This is a genomic window from Streptomyces sp. NBC_01283, from assembly GCF_041435335.1.
GTDB lineage: Bacteria > Actinomycetota > Actinomycetes > Streptomycetales > Streptomycetaceae > Streptomyces.
In genome coordinates this window covers 6,277,088-6,296,667 of sequence record NZ_CP108430.1, presented here as the reverse complement: position 1 = coordinate 6,296,667, position 19,580 = coordinate 6,277,088, and the positions used below count along the sequence as shown (strand labels likewise).

The window sequence follows — 19,580 nt, the reverse complement described above, 5'->3', positions numbered from 1 at the left end:
CACGCGTACTGACTTTCTCTCCAGGCTTCTACAGGCGGCTACAGGCAGCCACAGGCTTCTTCCAGGAGGTACGTATGGCGATATCCCGGCCATCGAGACCCGTTCTGCTCACCACCCTCGCCTCGGCGGGCGCCCTTGTTCTCACCACGCTCGCCCCGGGCAGCGCGACCGCGGATCCCGGCCCGCACGGCCGCGACATCCACCGCGAGGGCGCGCCCCTCAGCTCCACCGAGCGGGCCGCGAGGAGCCCGGAGAGCGCCGCCGACCGAGCCTTGGGGCCCGCGGCCTCCCCCGGGCTCGATACCGGCCCCGGCGCCGGCAAGAACCGCGGCTATCCGCGCGAGCAGAAGCTCACCGCGCCTCCCGCCAATCCGGACGACAAGTCGATAAAGCTGGGTCTGGCGCCGTATCACTCCCTGGCCCCGAAGCTGAATGACATCCAGGGCATCGGCGACCGCGTCAGCGTGGAGATCGCGGGCCGTTCGGCGGGCGGTCACCAGCTGTACATGGTGACGGTCACCGCCCCCGAGTCCGCGAAGGAGACCGCCCGCCAAGAGCGGATGCGCGAGCTCATCGAGAACGCGCCGGGCGCCGCAGCGAAGGATCCGGCGGTCAAGTCCTCGTACAAGACGCCGGTCTTCATCAACAACAACATCCACGGCAACGAGTGGGAGGGCACGGACGCCGCCCTCAGGCTCATCGAGAAGCTCGCGAAGGCCAAGGACGACAAGACCAAGGACCTGCTCGCGCACAACCGGCTGTACTTCAACGTCACGGCCAACCCCGACGGCCGCATCGCGGGCACCCGCGAGAACGCCAACGGCTTCGACCTCAACCGCGACTTCATCACCGCCTCGCAGCCCGAGGTCCGCGCGATGCGGCAGATCGCGATCGACAAGCAGCCCGCGGTCATGATCGACCTGCACGGGTACGTCAACGGCACGCTGATCGAGCCGACGACTCCCCCGCACGGCGAGAACTACGAGTACGACCTCTTCCTCAAGAACTCCTACGCCAACGCGCTGGGCATGGAGGCCGCGGTCAACGGCCTCGGCTACACGCCCGAGAAGGACGGCGTCGAACCGGCGATCATCCCCTTCCGCGACCAGGAGGAGGGCTGGGACGACTGGCCGCCGATCTTCACCCCGCAGTACATGCCGTTCCACGGCGCGGTCGCCGCGCACACCATCGAGTTCCCCATGACCGTCAACAACGAGGAGTACGACGAGCTGCCGGTGCCGGAGCTGCGGCGGCGGTCCGCGATCAACGTGGACATCGCGGGCGCCGCGATGTCGGCGACGCTCAAGTACACCCAGGAAAACCGGACTTCGGTCATCGCGGATCAGATCGAGACGTTCCGGCGGGGCGCGACGGGCGCGAAGCAGGTGCCGGTGTCGCCGGAGACCGTGCCCGGGGTGCCCGGCATCGGTCCGGAGGACGTCTACACGACCGACTTCCCGCGTGCGTACGTGATTCCGCGAGGCAAGGGGAAGGGTGAGCGCGGGCAGCGCTCGGCCGCTGCCGCCTCGCGGCTCGTGGAGCATCTGCTCGCCAATGACGTCCACGTCCGCAGGGCTACAAGGGACTTCAGGCTCGGCGGGACGTCGTACGGCGCGGGTTCGTATGTCATCGACATGCGTCAGCCCAAGCGCGGGATCGCCAATGTGATGCTCGCCGATGGGCGCGACATCAGCGACAAGGTGTCGACGATGTACGACATCTCGGGGTGGAGCCTCGGGCGGTTGTGGGGCGCGACGGTGGACTCGGTGAAGGGCGGCTCGCTGACCGGTGTGCGGACACGGGTCGTGGACGAGGCCTCCCGGGTCGGGTATGTCGCGCCGCGCGGGAATCTCCGTCTGCGGCTGGACGACGCGCGTGAGGTGGCTGCCCTCAACTGGCTCACGGACAAGGGTGTTTCCGTGCGCCGGGCCGATGACGGCAGCGTGATCGTGCCGTCGGCGTCGCGGGGTGCGGCTGCCGCCGCGGCGAAGAAGTACGACGTCGCCTTCGACGCGACCAGGGTGAAGGGCGGAGCCGTCGTCCACCGCACGCGGGTGGCCGCGGCCGTCACTCCCGGCGAGCTGTTCGCGCTACGGGAGATGAACTTCGACGTGGTGCCGGTCTCGACGGAGGTCCTCAACGCCGGGTTCGACTGGAAGAAGTCGGGTGCGGACGCGCTGTTCGTGTCGGCCGGGCTCGCCTACGGCGAGCTGAACGCCGGGGCCAAGGCCGGGCTCGACGCGTTCCTCGCCGGTGGGGGCGGGCTCGTCGGGCGTGGTGCGGAGGGGGCCGCGTTGAACTCCGCCGCGAAGCTGCTGTCCGTGAAGGCGGTCTCCGGGAACGGGGATGCCAATGGTGTGGTGCGGGTCGTCAATGCGGGCGGGCCCGTCACCGGCGGCGCGATCGAGCACTCCTTCGTGTACGCGCCCATGTGGTTCACGGGGCTTGGGAGCGGGGTGCGGGTGGATCAGTCCTACGGGGCCGGGAACCCGCTGCTGTCCGGGCACTGGCGAGCCGTGGAAGGCGGGGGCGGTGGGCCCTCCGATGCTGCGGGCAAGGCGTCTGTGGTGAGTGGGGCCGCTGCGGGGTCCCACGTGGTGCTCTTCGGCACCGAGCCGCTGTTCCGCGATCACCCCAAGGGGGTGTTCCCGCAGGTGGGGCGGGCTTTGCTGAGCGTGGACCGAGGCTAGAGCGGCCCCTGCGAGGCTTTCCCCGATCCCGCCCCTTCCCGATCCTGGGGCTCCGCCCCAGACCCCGCTCCTCAAACGCCGGAGGGGCTGAAAGCTCAGCTCCTCCGGCGGCAATCAAGACCCAGGAGGCACCGAACCGCATGACTCGTGAGATCAAGGTGCAAGGCACCGTCGCAGCCGGATACGAAGCCGTGCGGGAGGAGTTCGCCGCCCTGCTCGCCGGGGAGAAGCCCGATCACGCCTCGCAGCTCTCCGCCCACGTGCGGGGGAAGCAGGTCGTCGACCTGTGGGTGGGGCCCGACACCGACGGCGACACCCTCTTCGGCGTCTACTCGTCCACGAAGGGCGCGGCGTATCTCACCGTGGCCCTGCTCGTCCAGGACGGCACCCTGGATCTCGACCGCGAAGTGGCCCACTACTGGCCGGAGTTCGCCGCCGAGGGCAAGGCGGGCGTCACCCTGCGCGAGCTCCTCTCGCATCGCGCGGGCGTCGTGGGGGCCGACGGCGGCCTCACTCCCGAGGAGGTCGCCGACGACCGTGCCGTCGCCGCCCGGGCCGCGGCCCAGCGCCCGTACTGGCGCCCCGGCACCGCCTTCGGCTACCACGCCCTGACCATCGGCGCGATGGCCGGCGAGGTCGTCCTGCGGGCCACCGGGCGGACGCTGCACGAGACGTACGAGGAGCTCGTCCGCGCCCCGTACGGCCTTGACTTCTACCTGGGGCTGCCCGAGGCCCTCGAGCCCCGGTTCCGCTCCGTCCTGCCGATGATGCCCTCCCCCGCGGAGCGCGCGATCCTCGACGCGGAGCCGCCGCAGCCGGGCAGCCTGAACTCCATCGCCTTCAACCGCAACGGCGTGCGGCCCACCGACCTGGAGACGCTGCCCAATTCACGCCTGGTGCGTGCCAAGGGCCCCGCCTCCGTCGGCGGTGTCGCGTCCGCGCGCGGCCTCGCCCGGATGTACGCGGCGGCGGTCACCGGGCTCGACGGGCGTGAGCCGCTACTCAAGGCGGACACCGTGGCCGAGTTCGGGCAGATCCATTCCCACGGGTACGACCTGGTGTCGCGGGCCCACAAGGCGTTCGGGGTGGGCTTCCAGAGCGTCGCCGACGCCTGGTACCCGTACCTCGGCGCGGGGTCCATCGGGCACAAGGGCGCGGGCGGCTCGCAGTCCTTCGCCGATCCGCGCAGCGGGCTCGCCTACGGCTACACGCGGCGCCGGTTCGCCTTCCCCCCAGGGTCGGTCCCGGAGGACGACCGGCTCGTGCGGGCGATCCACACGGCCGCGGTCACCGGCTGAGCGGGAGACCCCCGGGCGACATGACGGAGGGCCGCACCCCCGCTCGGGGGTGCGGCCCTCCGTCACGTACGCGTCGCCCGGATCAGGCGACCGAGAGCTCCACCTTGATGTTGTCGCGCGTGGCGCTCGAGTACGGGCACACCTGGTGCGCCTTCTCGATGAGGGACTGCGCGGTGGCCGCGTCCACGTTCGGGATGGAGGCGCTGATGGCGACCTCCAGGCCGAAGCCGCCGGCCTCGGTCTGGCCTATGCCGACCTTGGCGGTCACGGTCGAGCCGGAGATGTCGGCGTTCTCCTTGCGGGCGACCACGCCGAGGGCGCCCTGGAAGCAGGCGCTGTAGCCGGCCGCGAAGAGCTGCTCGGGGTTGGTGCCGGCGCCGCTGCCGCCCATCTCCTTCGGCGGGTTGACGACGACGTCGAGCTTGCCGTCATCGGTGGCGACGCGGCCGTCACGGCCGTTCTCGGCGGTGGCGACGGCGGTGTACTTGACGTCGATCTTCTGGATGGACATAAGTGCCGGTTCCTCCTGAGATGTTCCGCGATGCGCGCCCACAGTCGCGAGAATGTGGAATCACTTTATCGGATGACGGAAAATGGCGGTCGGCGGCCACCTGCGCTCCGGCCGCCGCCCGCCGTCCTCATGTCACCGCTCACCACTCTCAGACGAGGGAAACGACCATCTTTCCGGTGTTCTCGCCGCGCAGCATGCCGAGGAAGGCCTCGACGCCGTTCTCCACGCCCTCGACGAACGTCTCGTTGTACTTGAGCTCACCGGAGCGGATCCACGCGCCGACCTCGGAGACGAACTGCGGCTGCAGCGCCTCGTGGTCCCCGACGAGGATGCCCTGCAGGCGCAGGCGCTTACCGATGATCATGGCCATGTTGCGCGGGCCCGGCGTCGGCTCGGTGTCGTTGTAACCCGCGATCATGCCGCAGATGGTGGCGCGGCCGTGCACGTTCATGCGGCTGATGGCCGCTTCGAGGTGCTCGCCGCCGACGTTGTCGAAGTAGACGTCGATGCCGTCGGGGGCCGCCTCCTTCAGCTGCTCCACGACCGGGCGCGGGTCCTTGTAGTTGAACGCGGCGTCGAAGCCGAGCTCCTCGACGAGGTGCTTCACCTTCTCGTCCGAGCCCGCCGAGCCGATGACGCGCGAGGCACCCTTGAGCTTGGCCATCTGGCCGACCTGGGAGCCGACGGCACCCGCGGCGCCGGAGACGAACACCGCGTCGCCCTCCTTGAAGGAGGCGACCTCGAAGAGTCCGGCGTAGGCCGTCAGGCCCGGCATGCCGAGCACACCGAGGTACGCCGACAGCGGCGCGGCCTGGGCGTCCACCTTGACGGCGTGCTTGGCCGGGACGGTCGCGTAATCGCGCCAGCCCGCGAAGTGCAGGACATGGTCGCCCACGGCCAGGCCCTCGGCGTTCGACGCGATGACCTCGCCGACCGCACCGCCCTGCATGGGCTGGTCGAGCTGGAACGGCGGGGTGTACGACTTCACGTCGTTCATCCGGCCCCGCATGTACGGGTCCACGGAGAAGTGCAGGTTGCGGACCAGGACCTGGCCGTCGGCCGGGGCGGAAACCGGGGCCTCGCGCAGGGCGAAGTCCTCCGGGACCGGCCAGCCGTGCGGACGGCGCACCAGGTGCCACTCGCGGCTGACGGCGGGGAGCTGCGCGGACCCGGGGGCCTCGGGGGTGACGGACATGCGGGCGTCCTCCTCCTGCTCAGACTGCCGTTCCCGGCAGACTGACGTCTCGGAAATGCTTCAGGTTGTGAAACAACCATGCTCCTACATATTTCATGATGTCAAGTAACGGGGTAGCCTGGAGCACATGGCCACCACCAGCTCCCGCACCCCGCGCACGGATCCCCTGACGCTCGAAGTCGTCGAGCTCATCGGCACGGTCGTCGCGCGCTACCACGAGGAGTACGACGCGGCGGCGGGCAAGCACGCCCTCACCGGGGCGCAGGCACGTGTACTGGGTCTGTTGTCCCTCGATCCGCTGCCCATGCGCCGGATAGCACAGAAGCTGAAGTGTGAGCCGTCGAACATCACGGGGATCGTCGACCGCCTGGAGGCGCGCGGCCTCGTCGAGCGGCGGCCCGACCCGGCCGACCGCCGCGTGAAGCTGGCGGCGCCGACGGAGGAGGGCCTCACCGTCGCCCGCAGCCTGCGCGAGTCCCTCGACTTCGCGCGGGAGCCGCTGGCCGAGCTCTCCCGCGAGGAGCGGCTCTCGCTGCGCGGGCTGCTCCGGAGGATGGTCGGCGAGGACGCCGGCTGAGGGCGGCCGCCGCGTTCGCTACCTGCACCACCACAGGAAGCGGTCGCACGTCTGGGACGGCTCCGGCTCGGGCGTCGGATCCGGCTGCCGCGTGGTCGGCGGGGGTGTGGGACGCGCGGTCCCGGGGGTGCCCGGCGCGTCCGGGCTGCCGGGCGCGGAGGTCGTGACCGGGGCGGTCGAATCGGGATCGCCGTCGGCCTCGTCCGCCTTGTCTGCGTTCTTGGCGTTCTTGGCGTCCTCGGCGTCCTCGGCGTCCTTGGCCTTCTTCGCCTCCTTGGACGCCTTGTCCTCCGCGGACGCCGACGCCGACTCCGATGCGGAGGGATCCGCCGACGAGGCCGCGCCGGCCATCGCACCCGTCGTCGCACCGCCCTCCGGGTCCTTCGGCGTGCGGGACGCGGCACCGCCCGCTCCGCCGTCCGGCGACGACGCCGCCGTCGGTTCGTCGAAGGGGCCCTCGATGCCGAGCTCGGCCAGGCTCAGGCCACCGGCCGCGAGCGCAAGGCCTGCGGTGATCAGCAGGACCTTGCGGCGCCTGCGGCGGTGCGCCCGGCGCCCGCGCTCCCGGCGGCGGCCTCTGCCCCGCGGCGCCTCGTCGTCGTGCGCGTGCCCGGGGTCCACCGGCTCGTCCTGCGTGGCGACCGCCTCCGCGTACTCACGGCAGGCTTCGGCCGGGGTTCCGCACCCCGGGCAGGCCAGGGCGCCGTTGAGGTGCCGGTGGCACGGGTGGCAGTAGTCCATGAGGCATGGAGGCTAAGTGAGCCGCGGGTAACAGAGGAAGCCGCTGCCGTGAAGGTTGTGTGCGGAATCGAATCTTCCAGCCGTGTCGGCTTCCCCTATGGGGCAAACCACCTGTTCCGCTCCGGCACACGCACCGCCTATCCCGCGAACGCCGCCTGTTCGACGCCTTGCCCGGCGTCCGGCAGCACGAGCACGGAGCCGGACAGGGGGTGCGGCGCCTCAAGTCCCGTACGGGCGGACGTGATGTACAGGTCACGCAGTCCCGCGCCGCCGAACGCGCATGCGGTCGGGCGGCGCACCGGCAGCTCGATCACCCGGTCCAGGGCGCCGGACGGGGTGTAGCGGCGGAGGGCGGCACCGTCCCACAGGGCGACCCAGACGCATCCGTCCGCGTCGACGGTGAGGCCGTCGGGGAATCCGGCCTCCGGTTCGATGGCGGCGAACGGCCGCCTGGCCGAACGGAGTTCACCTTCGCCCAGGTCCAGTACGTCGATGCGCCGGGTCGCGGTGTCCACGTAGTACAGGGAGCGGCCGTCCGGGCTCCACCCCGTGCCGTTGCTGACGGACACGTCGTCGAAGACCTCGGTCACGGTGCCGTCGCCGGTCACGCGGATCAGGTTGCCGCCGCCCGCCCCCTCGTCGTAGCGCATCGTGCCCGCCCAGAGCGCTCCGTCGGGGGCGACCGCCGCGTCGTTGCCCCGGCGGCCGGGCACGACCTCGCGGTGCAGCCAGCGGAAGGCGCCTCCGTCGGCCATGGCGTCGTACAGGCCGATGCCGTCCCGGAGGTTGACCACCAGGCCGCCGCCCGCGCGCGGTTTCGCGGCGCCGACGTGCTGCTCGGTGGCCAGGACCGAGCGGTGCCCGTTCGACGGGTCGTACGTGTGGACGCGTGAGCTCAGGATGTCGACCCAGATCAGCCGCTGGGCGGCATGATCCCAGGTGGGGCCCTCGCCGAGTGCTGCCTGCGCGCGTACCGCTATGTCCATTGCGGCAGGCTACCCGCACGCCCCCGCTCAGCCCACCCTTCCCAGCTCCCCGCGCAACCGCCGCGCCCTGAGCACCAGTTCCAGCTCGAAGCGGCGGTCCGGGTCGTCGACCTCGTCGCCCCACAGTTCCCTGATCTGCCGCAGGCGGTAGCGCACCGTCTGCGGATGCACCCCGAGCCGGGCCGCGACCTCCGGCGCGCCGCCCCGCGTCTCCAGCCAGGCCAGCAGCGTCTCGGCCAGACGGCGGCCGTGCGCGGGCCCGCAGTGCGCGAGCGGCGCCAGGCAGCGGCGGGCCAGGTCCTCGATGAGTTCCTCGGGCTGGAGCAGCACCAGGGCCTCGGTGTGCTCCGTGCAGTGCAGGACCTCGCCGGAGGGCAGCAGTCCGCGTTCCATCAGGCGGACCGCGGCCTCCGCCCAGCGCAGCGACTTCGCCGCGTCGGCGAGCGGTACGGGCGGGCCGATCGCACCGGACCAGCCGGCCATGGCACGCCGGAGGAGCTCGGGGCGGCCCGCGGCGTCGGGGTCGGGGACGACCATGCGGGGCTGTTCGGTCTCCATGTCGAGCAGGACGCCCTGGCCGACAGCGGGCGCCACGGCTTCCCTCGCCGGGCGGAGCAGGACGCCGACGGCGACCCGCTCGGGCAGTTGCCAGCCGACGCGGGCGGCCCGTTCGTCGAGGGCGCTGCGGGCACCGCGAGCACCCGGCTGCCTGGAAGCGGGATGCGGACCGGAGCCGTGGCCGGAATCCGCCGGTGTCCCGGCTCCCGCTTCCCCGCGCCGCTCCGAGAGCAGCAGTTCCATCAACTTCCGTTGCAGGCGCAGGCGTTCACCGGCCTGCCGGGCCGCGGCCTCGGCGTAGCCGCGGACGGACTGGTCGACCAGGCCGTCCAGGTACTCGAAGCCCGACTCGGCGAGTTCGTACATGGCCGGTGGCGGGATCTCGATCTGCTGGCCGATCTCGGCCAGGCGGCGCCAGGCGAGCCGAACACCGAGGCGGTAGATCGCCTGGAGCGAGTCGAGGCTGCGGCCGTGCAGGCCCTCGCCCCTGCCGAACTCCTGGAAGACTTCCAGGGGATAGCAGGGCCGGCCGCCCTCGGCGGCAGCGATCTGCTGGACGAATCCCTCCAGGGCGCGCCGTATGCCGATGAGCGCCATGGGTTCGCCCGAGTCGTCGAGGACGACCGGCAGGCCGGGGTACTCGGCGCGGATCTCCCGCAGGATGTCCTGGGCGAGGGCGGGCACTTCGTCCAGCGCGAGCGCGGCGAACTGCCGCACCTGCACGGGCGGTACGTCGCGCCAGGCCGAGCGGACGGACAGCGAACCCTGGCTCTCGGTCACGGGTACGGCCACTCACTGTCCCCGAGGGGCAGTCTCGTAGTGCACGAGGGGCGTGTTGGGCTGGTCGGGCGTCGCGTTCAGGAGCGCGACGACGCCGAACGCGGCGGCCACGGCGAGTGCCGCTGCGGCCACGGTGGTCAGCCCGGCTGCGAGCAATCGGTGCATGTCAGGGTCAGCCTCTCTGCTGGAGGTCGATCCCACCCGGGTCACGCTGATGTCGTACGCACAGTCCTTCACCGGCCCCGCCCGGCAAGTGCACAGTCTCATCAACGCATTGACACTTCGTCAAGGGTCCGCCTAGCGTCACGGCCCCATACGGCTCGGTAACACTTCTCACCCGCCCCCAGGAGTGCCGGATGCGCCGCACAGCCTCGCCCCTCTCGCTGATCCTCCTCGGACTCGGCGTCTTTCTGCTCGTCCTGGCCCCGATGCTCGCCTGGTACGTCGAGCCACGCGCGAAACGCACACCCGTCGACATCGACACCACCACTGTTTTCAAGGGCAAAGGCAGCTATTTCGACACCGAGAAGATCAAGACGGTGAACGGCAAGAACCTCACGATCACCCGCCAGGTCCGTGGTGACGTGGAGGACAGCAACAGCGACCACGCGGTCTGGGACGTGGTCACGTCGGTCGATCCGGACAAGTCCCTGCCGGCCTCCGACCCGCACGATTCGCTCCAGTTCACGACCGAGCGCTGGGTCACCGACCGCGAGACGAACAAGCCGGTGCACTGCTGCGACGAGAAGCCGTACTTCGAGGGCGAGGCCTACCTCAAGTTCCCCTTCGACGTGCAGAAACGCTCCTACACCTGGTGGGACAACACCCTCGGCGCGACCGTCCCGCTGACCTTCCGGGGCACGAAGAAGATCCAGGGGTACGAGGGCTACCGCTTCACCGCCAAGGTGAAGCCCGCCAAGACCGGGACCCGGCTGGTGCCGGGCCGCCTGGTGGGACAGCCCAAGCGCAGCAACGTCCTCGCCGAGGAGTGGTACGCCAACCACGGCGTCGAACTCGTCGCCGACAAGCGCACGGGCCGGATCATCTACGCGGCGATCGGCCCCCGCAAGACACTGCGCGCGCCCGGCTCCGACAAGGACGCGACGGTGCTCCTCGACAGCGAGCGCATCGCGTTCACGCCGAAGACGCAGAAGGCCCAGGTCAAGCTCGCCGACGACGACAGCAGCCGGCTCAAGCTGGTCGGCGAGACACTGCCGCTGGGGGCGGGTGTGCTGGGTGCGCTGCTCGCGATCGCCGGAGGCGTCCTGGTCCTGCGCGGACGACGTTCCGACAGTGGTGCACAAGGGACGAACGGGCCGGGTTCAGCGGCGGAGCCGGGCGGTCCGAATGGCGATACGTCCCCAACCGCCCTGCAACCCAGCACGATGTGATGAGACGTCAGCTGTTGAAAGCCCGAAAGTTGTCACTTCGGTGAGTAGCCGCGCCGAACACAGCGGCGAAAACTAACGATCCCCACCCGAACACAGTCCCCGCACCGCCCCCGCACCACCCTCGCACAGTCAGAGCACAGCGCCTTTGCAAGCGACCCCCGAACGGTGCAACCCCCCATAGCGACCTCACGGTTCCGCACCCTGACGAGTTGGAGCACGCATGCCCCAGCACGTGCCTTCTCCGCTGCGCGCCGCCACCCCCCGGGTCGCGCAACGGCTACCGGCACCTCCCCCGCAGCCGCGCCGGATCGTTTTTCTCGCCCGGCGCGACCTGGCGAATCCGGCCGCGGGCGGATCCGAGCTGCTCGTCGACCGGCTGGCCGACGGACTGAGCAGACTCGGCCATCAGGTCACCCTCCTGTGCGGAGGTCCCGCCGCTTTCCGCGACTACCGCGTCGTGTCGGCGGGCGGTGACCTCGGGCACTATCTGCGCTCGCGTTCCGCCTTCACCCGGCAGGTCGGCGACTGCGACCTCCTGGTCGAGGTCTGCAACGGCATGCCGTACCTGGCGCCGCTGTGGCACCGCGGGCCCACGCTGTGCCTGGTCAACCACGTCCACACCGATCTGTGGGGGATGCGCTTCCAGGGTGCGCTCGCCCCCGCGGCCCGGCTCGGCCGAAGACTCGAACACTGGTCGCTCTCCGGTGCCCAGCGCGGCAATCTCCTGGTGGCCGTCTCGCCGTCGACGGCCACCGCGCTGCGCGCGATAGGCGTCGAGCGTGAGCGCATACGCATAGTCCACAACGGGGTCGAGGAGCCGGGCCCGCTCCACCCCCGTTCGGACGAGCCGATGTTCCTGGCGATGGGACGGCTCGTCGAGTACAAGCGCATCGATCTGCTCCTTCGCCTCTGGGAGCGCGTCAGGCCCGTCACCGGCGGACGTCTGGTGATCGTGGGCGACGGACCCGAGCGGGCCCGACTCGAACAACTCGCCGGGCCCGGCGTTGAGTTCAGGGGCCATGTCACCGAGGCCGAGAAGCACCGGCTGCTCTGCGAGGCGTGGATGCTCCTCCATCCCTCCGCCGTCGAGGGCTGGGGCCTGGTCATCACCGAGGCGGCGACCCGCTCGACGCCGGCGATCGGCTTCGACGTACCGGGTGTGCGTGACTCCATCGAGGACGGCGTGACGGGGCTGCTGGCCCGGGGCGAGAGTTCCTTCGCCGCCGCCTGGTGCACCCTGGCGCTGAGCACCGAACGCCGGGAGACCTTCGGCAAGGCGGCGGGCGAACGGGCCACCAGCTACCGGTGGGCCAATTCCGTGCGCGAGTTCCAGGCGGTGGCCTCCGAGGCGATCGTCACGCACCAGGCAGCACAGGGGTCCGCGTGAAGGACCCGTCCCTGCACCGATCCATCACCCTCTTCCGGGCTTTTCTGCGCGAGCAGAAAGAGCCCGAGCGGTGTTACACCCTGCTCGCCCGTGACGCCGCCGACCAGGTCGAGGCCTATGGACCGGTCAAGGGCCGTGTCGTCGTCGATGTCGGCGGCGGCGGCGGGTACTTCACCGAGGAGTTCCGGCGGCGCGGCGCGCAGAGTTTCCTCTTCGAGCCGGATCCGGCCGAACTGGGCGCCAAACCGCCGGAGGGCTCCGTCGTCGCCGACGGATACCTCCTCCCGCTCGCGGACGGCGTCGCCGACGTCACCTTCTCCTCCAACGTCCTCGAGCACGTGGACGATCCGCAGACGTTCCTCAGCGAGATGGTGCGGGTGACCAGGCCCGGCGGCCTGATCTACGTCTCCTTCACCAACTGGTACTCGCCGTGGGGCGGCCACGAGTGGGCGCCCTGGCACTACCTGGGCGGCGCCCGTGGGCGCGCCCGCTATGAACGGCGTACCGGAAAAGCAGCCAAACACACGCTCGGCGAGAACCTCTTCGCTCACCACGTCGGTCCGACCCTGCGCCAGGTGCGGGCGAGGAACGACGTGTCCGTCGTGTCCGCACGGTCCCGCTACTGGCCGTTCCTGGCCGGTGGCATCACCAAAGTGCCGGGTGTACGCGAGTTCGCCACCTGGAATCTCCTTCTCATCCTCAGGCGGTGTCCATGACCACGGTCCAGGCCCCACCCCCGGCGGCAGTCCGGCCCACGGCTGACGCCCCCGAACCCGGCAGAGGCCCGCGCTCGCGGCGCTGGCTGTTCGGGTTCTGGGCCGTGGTGTTCGTCCTCTTCCTGGCCGTGAAGCCGGGGCGGATGACGTTCGACACCAAGCTGGGGGTCGCCGTCGACCCCTGGCAGTTCCTCTCCGACCTGGGCCAGCTCTGGCACGACCGGGGCGGTTTCGGCGGGATCCAGGACCAGTACGTCGGTTACACGTGGCCGATGCTGCCGTTCTACGGTCTGGCGAAGCTCGTCCAGCTCCCGGTGTGGTTCGCGGAGCGCCTCTGGATGTCGCTGATCGTGGCCACCGCGTTCTGGGGTGTGCTGCGGCTCGCCGAGAGGCTGCGGGTGGGCAGCGGAGCGAGCCGGCTGCTCGGTGCGGCGGCCTACGCCCTGTGGCCGACGTTCACCATCGTCGTCGGGTCGACGTCGGCGGCGGCGCTGCCCGGCGCCCTGCTGCCGTGGGTGCTGCTCCCGCTGACGAACGACCGCATCAGCGCGCGCTCGGCGGCCCTGCGGTCCGCGCTCTTCATCCCCTTCATGGGCGGCGTGAACGCGGCGGCGACGCTGGCGTCCCTGCTGCCGGTGGGCCTGTACCTCCTGTCGCGACCGAACGGGCCCCGCAAGCGCAAGCTGATCACCTGGTGGGTGCCCGGAGTCATCCTCGCCACCGCCTGGTGGGTCGTCCCTCTGCTGATGCTCGGCATCTACGGCGAGAACTTCCTTCCGTACGTGGAGAGTTCGGCCACCACGACCGGCACGATGTCGGCCACGGAGACGCTGCGCGGCGCGGGCAACTGGGTCGCGTACCTGAACTTCGGCGAGGCGTGGCTGCCCGCGGGGTGGACGGTCGCGACATCCGTGCTCGTCGTGGTCTGCTCGGCACTCGCCGCCGCCCTCGGCCTGGCCGGGCTCGCGCGGCGCGATCTGCCCGAGCGGCGCTGGCTCGTCCTGACCGTGCTGTCGGTCGTGCTGGTCACGCTCGCCGGGTACGGCGGCGCGTTCGGCGCGCCCTTCCACGAGACGGTGCAGTCCTGGCTGAACGGCGGGCTCGTCCCCTTCCGGAACATCTACAAGTTCCAGACGGGCCTCGCGCTCGCGCTGGTCCTCGGGCTGATGCACCTCGTGGGCGTGGCCGCGCAGGCGCGCGGGGCGCGACCGGTGCGCGGGCGCAAGTTCGCCCCGCTGATCGCCGCCGTTCTCGTACTGCCGGGGCTCGCCCTCCCCTACCTGAACGGCTCGATCCTCCAGCCGGGCTCCTTCCAGAAGCTTCCCAACTACTGGGAGGCGACGGGCGACTGGCTGAAGAAATACTCCCCCGACTCCCGTGCGCTCGTGGTGCCCGCCACCGCGCACGGCATCTACACCTGGGGCTCGCCCATCGACCAGCCCCTCGACGTGCTCGCCGATTCGCGCTGGGCGCAGCGGGACTACGTCCCGTTCGGCACTCCCGGCAACCGGCGCGCGATGGACGCGGTGGAGCAGGCGCTCACGACCGGCGGCAAAGTCCCCGGTCTGCGGGACTACTTGACGCGCGCGGGCCTCTACTACGTCGTCGTGCGCAATGACCTCGACCCCGACCAGGTCGGGAACGTGCCGACCTCGACGGTGAAGCGGACCCTGGAGGAGTCCGGCTTCGAGCGGGTCACCGGCTTCGGTCCGACGGAGACCGGCGGGATCATCCCCAACGACACGCCCCTCCAGGTCGAGGGCCTCTACCCGCGCGAGCGTGCGGTGGAGATCTACGCACCGGGCGCGGGCGCCAAGCGGCCCGGCCAGGCCGGGATCAAGCCGGTCTCGAACACGGCCGTGGTGAGCGGCGGCCCCGAGTCGCTGCTCCCGCTCTCCGCCGACCCCTCGATGCGGGACCGCCCCTCCGTCCTGACGGGCGACAACCATCCCGGCGTGGGAACTCCCGGTCTGCAGGCGGTCGGTGACGGTCTGCGCCGCGCGGACACGCGCTTCGGCCTGGTCAGCTCCAACACCTCGTACACCTACACACCGGGCGAGTACAACGCGAGCGGCGCCCTCCAGGAACCGGGCGAGAAGCCGCACCAGATCCTGCCCACCACGGGGATCGAGCACCAGACGACGGCCCAGCTGCGCGGCGCGAAGTCCGTGACCGCGTCGAGCTACGGCAACTGGCTCTTCCATCTGCCGCAGTACGACCCCGTGAACGCCTTCGACGGCAATCCGGCCACGGCATGGGCCGAGGGCAGCCCCGGGAAGCCGAAGGGCGAATGGCTCAAGGCGGAGTTCAGGGCCAAGGAGGCGATCCCGTCCTCGATCCGGGTCACGCCGCTGCCGCAGGAGGGCGTGCGAGCCGCGCCCACCCGGGTGCGGGTGGAGACGGAGCGGGGCAGCCGCACCAGTGCGCTGCAGCCCAACGGCATGCGGCAGAGCATCAAGGCTCCGGCGGGTGATTCCAGCTGGCTGAAGATCACCATCCTGGACGCGGAGATCGGCCACGAAGGCCTGACGGGCGCCGGATTCTCGGAGATCACCGTGCCGGGTGTGCGCGTGACGAAACTTCTGCAGCTCCCCACGGACACCGGGTCCACCAGCTCGGACCGGGAGGCGCCCGCGGGCGCCGAGGCGACGACGTACTCGATGCACCGTGCGTCGGACCCGAGCGCCCTGTCGCCGGTGAACACCGAGTCGGGGCTGCACCGGCGCTTCACGACCCCGGCCGAGGGCGAGTACGAGGTCAAGGCCGGCGCGCTCCCCGTGGCGGGGTCCGAGCTGGACGAGCTGCTCTACAAGGTGGCGCCGGAGCAGCAGGAGCAGATCGTCGCGAGCGCCGACTCCACGTCGAAGCTCGGCGGCGGCCTGTCGCCGCGCAACCTCACGGACGGCGATCTGACGACGGCCTGGATCGCCGGTGACAGCCCGGTGATCCATCTGAAGTGGAAGGGCAAGCAGCCGATCGGCGAGATCGTCCTGCCCGCGGCGGGCGGGCTCTCGACCCGCCCCGAGAAGGTGGAGATCAGCTCGCCGGACGGCGCGGCGATCGCCGGCGTCGACGAGAACGGCAACACGCGGTTCCCGCCGATCACCACGGACGAGCTGACCATCACGGTCACCGAGACCGCGCCGCTGACGGTCCACAACCCGGTGGCGGACGACGACATGCAGCTGCCGGTGGGCCTCACCGAGGCCTACATCCCGGCCCTGGACAAGTACCGGACGAAGCAGCCTTCGGCGTCCAAGACCTTCGAACTCGCCTGCGGGGAAGGCCCGATGCTCGCCGTCGACGGCAAGCTGCACGCGACGAGCGCGAAGGGTTCGGTACGGGACCTGATCGAGCGGCGGCCCATCGAGGTGACGCTCTGCTCGCGCGGCTCGGAGAACACGACCCTGTCGCTGGGCGCGGGCAAGCACACCGTCGAGGCCGGGGACGCGGGTCCGCTCGCCCTGATGGACGTCTCGATGACGCAGGGGACGCCGGGCGCGATCGACCGCCAGTCCCGTTCCATGAACATCAAGGACTGGCTGGGCGACCGGCGCGAGGTGTCGGTGGGCGCGGGCGCGGCCTCGTACCTCACGACCTACGAGAACATCAACGACGGCTGGAAGGCGACGCTCAACGGCAAGGAACTGTCGTCCGTACGCCTCGACGGCTGGCAGCAGGGCTTCCTGGTGCCGAAGGGCGAGGGCGGCACGGTCAAGCTCTCCTACGAGCCCTCGCGGATCTACGAGATAGGCCTGATCGGCGGCGGTGTCGCCGTCCTCGCCCTGATCGCGCTCGCCCTGATCCGGCGCCGCGAGCCGAACCCGGACGGCCCGGACCTGGCGCCGCCCGCGCCGGGTCTCGTCCTGGGCACGGTCGCGCTGACGCTGGTGGCCGCGGTGATCGCGGGCTGGTTCGCCCTGCTCGTGCCCGTGCTAGCCCTGCTGGCCTTCCGCCGTCACGCACTGCTCGTCCCGCTCGCCTTCGTGGCGATGGCCGGGGCGGGGATCGCGGCGGCGATGGGTGCCGGCGAGCCGACCACGGCGGACGAGGGCGCGTTCGGCCATGCCGCCCAACTCATGGCTCTCATCGCCCTGTTCGCGGCGCTGGTGAGTGTGCGGGGTGACGCCGGGGGTACGCGCACGGTGGCCGAAGGACCCGGTGGCGGTGGCAACGGCGGAGAGTTCGCTCCGTGGGAGCCGCCTCCGCACCAGCCTCCGCCCGCGGCACCCCCGGTGATGCCACCCCCGGCGAGCGGCCCCACGCCACCGCCGGGCCCTGACCGGGACCTGGGCACGACTCCGCTGCCGCGCCGCAAGCGCGGGGAGAGCGGGCAGGGGTCGGATACGGGGTCCGGGGCGGGCTCCGGGGCGGGCGGCGGCCTGGACGCCGGTGGCGCACCGCAGGCCACCAGCTCGACCATCTCGGCGAGAGGCCCGGCGTCGGCCCAGCCGGAACCGGCACCGCCGGGCACGCGGACGGCACGGACCACGCGCTTCAGGCGGCGCAGGCCAAGGGCGACGGACGGGCTCGCGGGAGCCGCGGCTCCGTCCGCCCCCGGGGAGGACACAGAACGATGACCGCACTCGATCACCCGGCACGTCACGCCGACGGACCCGAACGGCCTCCGGAGCGCGTGCCGTTCCCCGTCGTCGACGAGGTCTCCCGGCACTGCCTCCAGGAGGAGGAGCCGGAGACGGTACACATCGAGGTCCATCTGCCCGGCACACCGGACCCGGCCCGCCTGAAGGCCGCGTTCACCGAGGCCCTGCGCCGCCACCCGCGCATCCTGATGCGGGAGGCGCGGGGGCCTTGGTACCGCCGCCGCTACGAGTGGGAGCTGACGGCGGAGCCGGACGTGGAGGTGGTGACGTTCCCGGCCCCGGAGCGGGACGCCCTGAAGAAGGCCCGCACCCGCTCCCTCTCCGAAGCCCCGCCGCTGTCGGCATCGCCGCCGATCCGCCTGGAGGTGATCGCTTCGGAGCACGCCGCCAAGGCGGTCGCCCCCGGCGGGGACAACGGCTCGGGCAGCGAGGCCAGTACTTCCGACGCCCCCGACAGCGGCAGCGTCCTCTTCCTCACCATCAATCACACCGCCCTCGACGGCCCCGCCTGCCTCCGTGTCCTGGCCACCGCCGCCGAGCTGTACGGCGGGCAGGACAACTCCCCCGCCGCGCCTCCGCTGCGTACGGCCTCGTCCGACGCGCCGGAGAGTGCGGTGGACATCGGCGACGCGCCCTCCGGCTGGGCTCCGCCCGCCCGCGTCTCGCGCGGCACCCCGGAGCCCTCTCCCGGCAACGGCATGCTCGTCTCCGAGCTGCCGGTGCCGCGGCGGCCCAAGGGCGCGCCGTTCACCGTGAACGACCAGCTCATGGTGGCGACCGCGCTGATGATCGCGCACTGGAACCGGGAGCACGGCGCGCGGCCGAAGCCGTTCCGGATCACCATGCCCGTCGACGACCGGCCCCGCAGCATGGAGATGCCCATCGGGAACGGCACCCGCCTCGTCGAAGTGCCGTTCAGCGCCGCCGAGTTGACCTCCGAGGAGTGGAGCCCGGAGGACATCGGGGCACTCCTGCGCCGCACAGCGGAGCGCACCCGCGCCCTCAAGGCGCTCTCCCGGCCCCAACTCGGCCGCGGGGCGGCCCTCCTGACCTCGCCCGTCCTGCCCGTCGTCCTCAGGGCCGCCGTCACGCGCGGCCTGCGCAGAGCGGCGGCGCCCTGGACGTCCACCACGCTGCTCAGCAACATCGGGCGCGTTCCGTACTCCCTGGACTTCGGTGACGCCGGACGCGCGCACGCCGTCTGGTTCTCCGCGCCCGCCCGGCTGCCCCGCGGGCTGACCGTGACCACGGCATCCACCGCGGGCCGCCTGCACGTCGCCTTCCGCTGGTCGAAGTCCCTGCTCAGCAGCGGCGACGGCGCCCACCTGCGCGACCTCTTCGAGCACTACCTCCACGCCACGGAGCACACGGAGGAGGGGACGACACCGTGAGCAGCACCAGCACCGCGAGCACCAGCACCGCACCGCGCGACCTGCGGGACTTCTACGAGGACCCCTCCGTCCCCGTCGCGTCCGGCGACGCCCGCAGCCTCCGTCAGGCCCGGATGCTCGCCGACGCCCTCGGCCCGGCCACCGCCCACACGGCTGTCGTCCTCGACATCGGCTGCGGCGACGGTACCGCCGCGTCGGCCGCCGCCCCGCTCCTCGCGGGGCATCGCGTCGTCGGCGTCGACTGGTCCCAGGACGCCCTCAAGCGGGCCCACGCGCATCTGCCGTACGTCGTGCGCGGTGAACTCACCGACGGCGGGCTCCCGTTCGCCGACGGCGCCGCCGACGCCGTCCTCTTCAGCGAGGTCATCGAGCATCTCGTCGACCCCGACAGCGCGCTCGACGAGCTGAGGAGAGTGCTCAGGCCAGGAGGGCATCTGATGCTGTCCACGCCCAACCTCGCCGCCTGGTACAACCGCGGGCTCCTGCTCGCGGGGGTGCAGCCCGTCTTCTCCGAGGTCAGCCTGCGCGGCATCCACGGCCGTCCGGGGAGTGAGGTCGTCGGGCATCTGCGGCTCTACACCGCCCGTGCGCTGAGGGAGTTCGTCGCCGCGTCCGGCTTCGACGTGGTGCGGGTCGCCGGCGCGCCCTTCCACGGCGTGCCCCGTCCGCTGCGCGGCCTCGACCGGCTCGCCTGCGCCGTGCCGAGCGCCTCGTCGATCCTGCTGCTGCACGCCCGAAGGACGTAACCGTGTGGT

The 19,580-nt window shown here is 71.5% G+C and carries 15 protein-coding genes; 9 read left to right on the top strand and 6 right to left on the bottom strand.

What is annotated here, in order from left to right:
* Positions 1-74: 74 nt before the first annotated feature.
* Both OG302_RS28425 and OG302_RS28420 read left to right on the top strand, forming a co-directional pair.
* Positions 75-2,690: a M14 family zinc carboxypeptidase gene (locus tag OG302_RS28425; protein ID WP_371529368.1), complete on the top strand. Its 2,616-nt coding sequence runs from the start codon at positions 75-77 to the stop codon at positions 2,688-2,690.
* Between the two features lie 140 nt (positions 2,691-2,830).
* Positions 2,831-3,988, top strand: a complete 1,158-nt coding sequence (locus OG302_RS28420; protein WP_371529367.1) for a serine hydrolase domain-containing protein — start codon at positions 2,831-2,833, stop codon at positions 3,986-3,988.
* Between the two features lie 82 nt (positions 3,989-4,070).
* Here OG302_RS28420 and OG302_RS28415 read toward each other — a convergent pair whose 3' ends face one another.
* Positions 4,071-4,499 (bottom strand): organic hydroperoxide resistance protein, encoded by a 429-nt coding sequence (locus OG302_RS28415; protein ID WP_361827766.1) that lies wholly within the window; start codon positions 4,497-4,499, stop codon positions 4,071-4,073.
* 148 nt (positions 4,500-4,647) lie between these two features.
* On the bottom strand, positions 4,648-5,694 hold the full coding sequence (locus tag OG302_RS28410; protein WP_371529366.1) for an NADP-dependent oxidoreductase: 1,047 nt from the start codon (positions 5,692-5,694) through the stop codon (positions 4,648-4,650).
* Positions 5,695-5,821: 127 nt separating this feature from the next.
* Between OG302_RS28410 and OG302_RS28405 the strand changes: the two genes are divergently transcribed.
* Positions 5,822-6,271, top strand: coding sequence for a MarR family winged helix-turn-helix transcriptional regulator (locus OG302_RS28405; protein WP_371529365.1), 450 nt, complete (start codon positions 5,822-5,824; stop codon positions 6,269-6,271).
* An 18-nt stretch (positions 6,272-6,289) separates the two neighbouring features.
* Here the strand turns inward: OG302_RS28405 and OG302_RS28400 are convergent, their stop codons facing one another.
* From OG302_RS28400 to OG302_RS28385, 4 genes are all read right to left on the bottom strand, one after another.
* Positions 6,290-7,012: a hypothetical protein gene (locus tag OG302_RS28400; RefSeq protein WP_371529364.1), complete on the bottom strand. Its 723-nt coding sequence runs from the start codon at positions 7,010-7,012 to the stop codon at positions 6,290-6,292.
* A gap of 137 nt (positions 7,013-7,149) precedes the next feature.
* A complete protein-coding gene (locus OG302_RS28395; RefSeq protein WP_371529363.1) occupies positions 7,150-7,998 on the bottom strand; it encodes an SMP-30/gluconolactonase/LRE family protein in 849 nt (282 codons plus the stop codon).
* A 27-nt stretch (positions 7,999-8,025) separates the two neighbouring features.
* On the bottom strand, positions 8,026-9,336 hold the full coding sequence (locus tag OG302_RS28390; RefSeq protein WP_371529362.1) for a helix-turn-helix domain-containing protein: 1,311 nt from the start codon (positions 9,334-9,336) through the stop codon (positions 8,026-8,028).
* A gap of 12 nt (positions 9,337-9,348) precedes the next feature.
* A complete protein-coding gene (locus OG302_RS28385; protein WP_371529361.1) occupies positions 9,349-9,501 on the bottom strand; it encodes a hypothetical protein in 153 nt (50 codons plus the stop codon).
* A gap of 191 nt (positions 9,502-9,692) precedes the next feature.
* On the opposite strand from OG302_RS28385, the gene OG302_RS28380 reads away from it, so the two are divergent.
* The 6 genes from OG302_RS28380 to OG302_RS28355 all read left to right on the top strand — a co-directional run bounded on the left by OG302_RS28380 (position 9,693) and on the right by OG302_RS28355 (position 19,571).
* Positions 9,693-10,727: a DUF3068 domain-containing protein gene (locus OG302_RS28380; protein ID WP_371529360.1), complete on the top strand. Its 1,035-nt coding sequence runs from the start codon at positions 9,693-9,695 to the stop codon at positions 10,725-10,727.
* 220 nt (positions 10,728-10,947) lie between these two features.
* Positions 10,948-12,114 carry a glycosyltransferase family 4 protein gene (locus OG302_RS28375; RefSeq protein WP_371529359.1) on the top strand — a complete coding sequence of 389 codons (1,167 nt, stop codon included), beginning with the start codon at positions 10,948-10,950 and terminating at the stop codon, positions 12,112-12,114.
* Complete coding sequence (locus OG302_RS28370; RefSeq protein ID WP_371529358.1) at positions 12,111-12,830, top strand: class I SAM-dependent methyltransferase; 720 nt, start codon at positions 12,111-12,113, stop codon at positions 12,828-12,830. The genes OG302_RS28375 and OG302_RS28370 overlap by 4 nt, the downstream gene beginning before the upstream one ends.
* Positions 12,827-17,410: an alpha-(1->3)-arabinofuranosyltransferase family protein gene (locus tag OG302_RS28365; RefSeq protein ID WP_371529357.1), complete on the top strand. Its 4,584-nt coding sequence runs from the start codon at positions 12,827-12,829 to the stop codon at positions 17,408-17,410. Before OG302_RS28370 ends, OG302_RS28365 begins: the two co-directional genes overlap by 4 nt.
* Positions 17,407-18,825: a condensation protein gene (locus tag OG302_RS28360; protein WP_371529356.1), complete on the top strand. Its 1,419-nt coding sequence runs from the start codon at positions 17,407-17,409 to the stop codon at positions 18,823-18,825. Before OG302_RS28365 ends, OG302_RS28360 begins: the two co-directional genes overlap by 4 nt.
* The gene (locus tag OG302_RS28355) at positions 18,822-19,571 is read left to right on the top strand and encodes a class I SAM-dependent methyltransferase (protein WP_371529355.1); all 750 of its coding nucleotides are present in this window, start codon (positions 18,822-18,824) and stop codon (positions 19,569-19,571) included. The genes OG302_RS28360 and OG302_RS28355 overlap by 4 nt, the downstream gene beginning before the upstream one ends.
* Positions 19,572-19,580 lie beyond the last annotated feature (9 nt).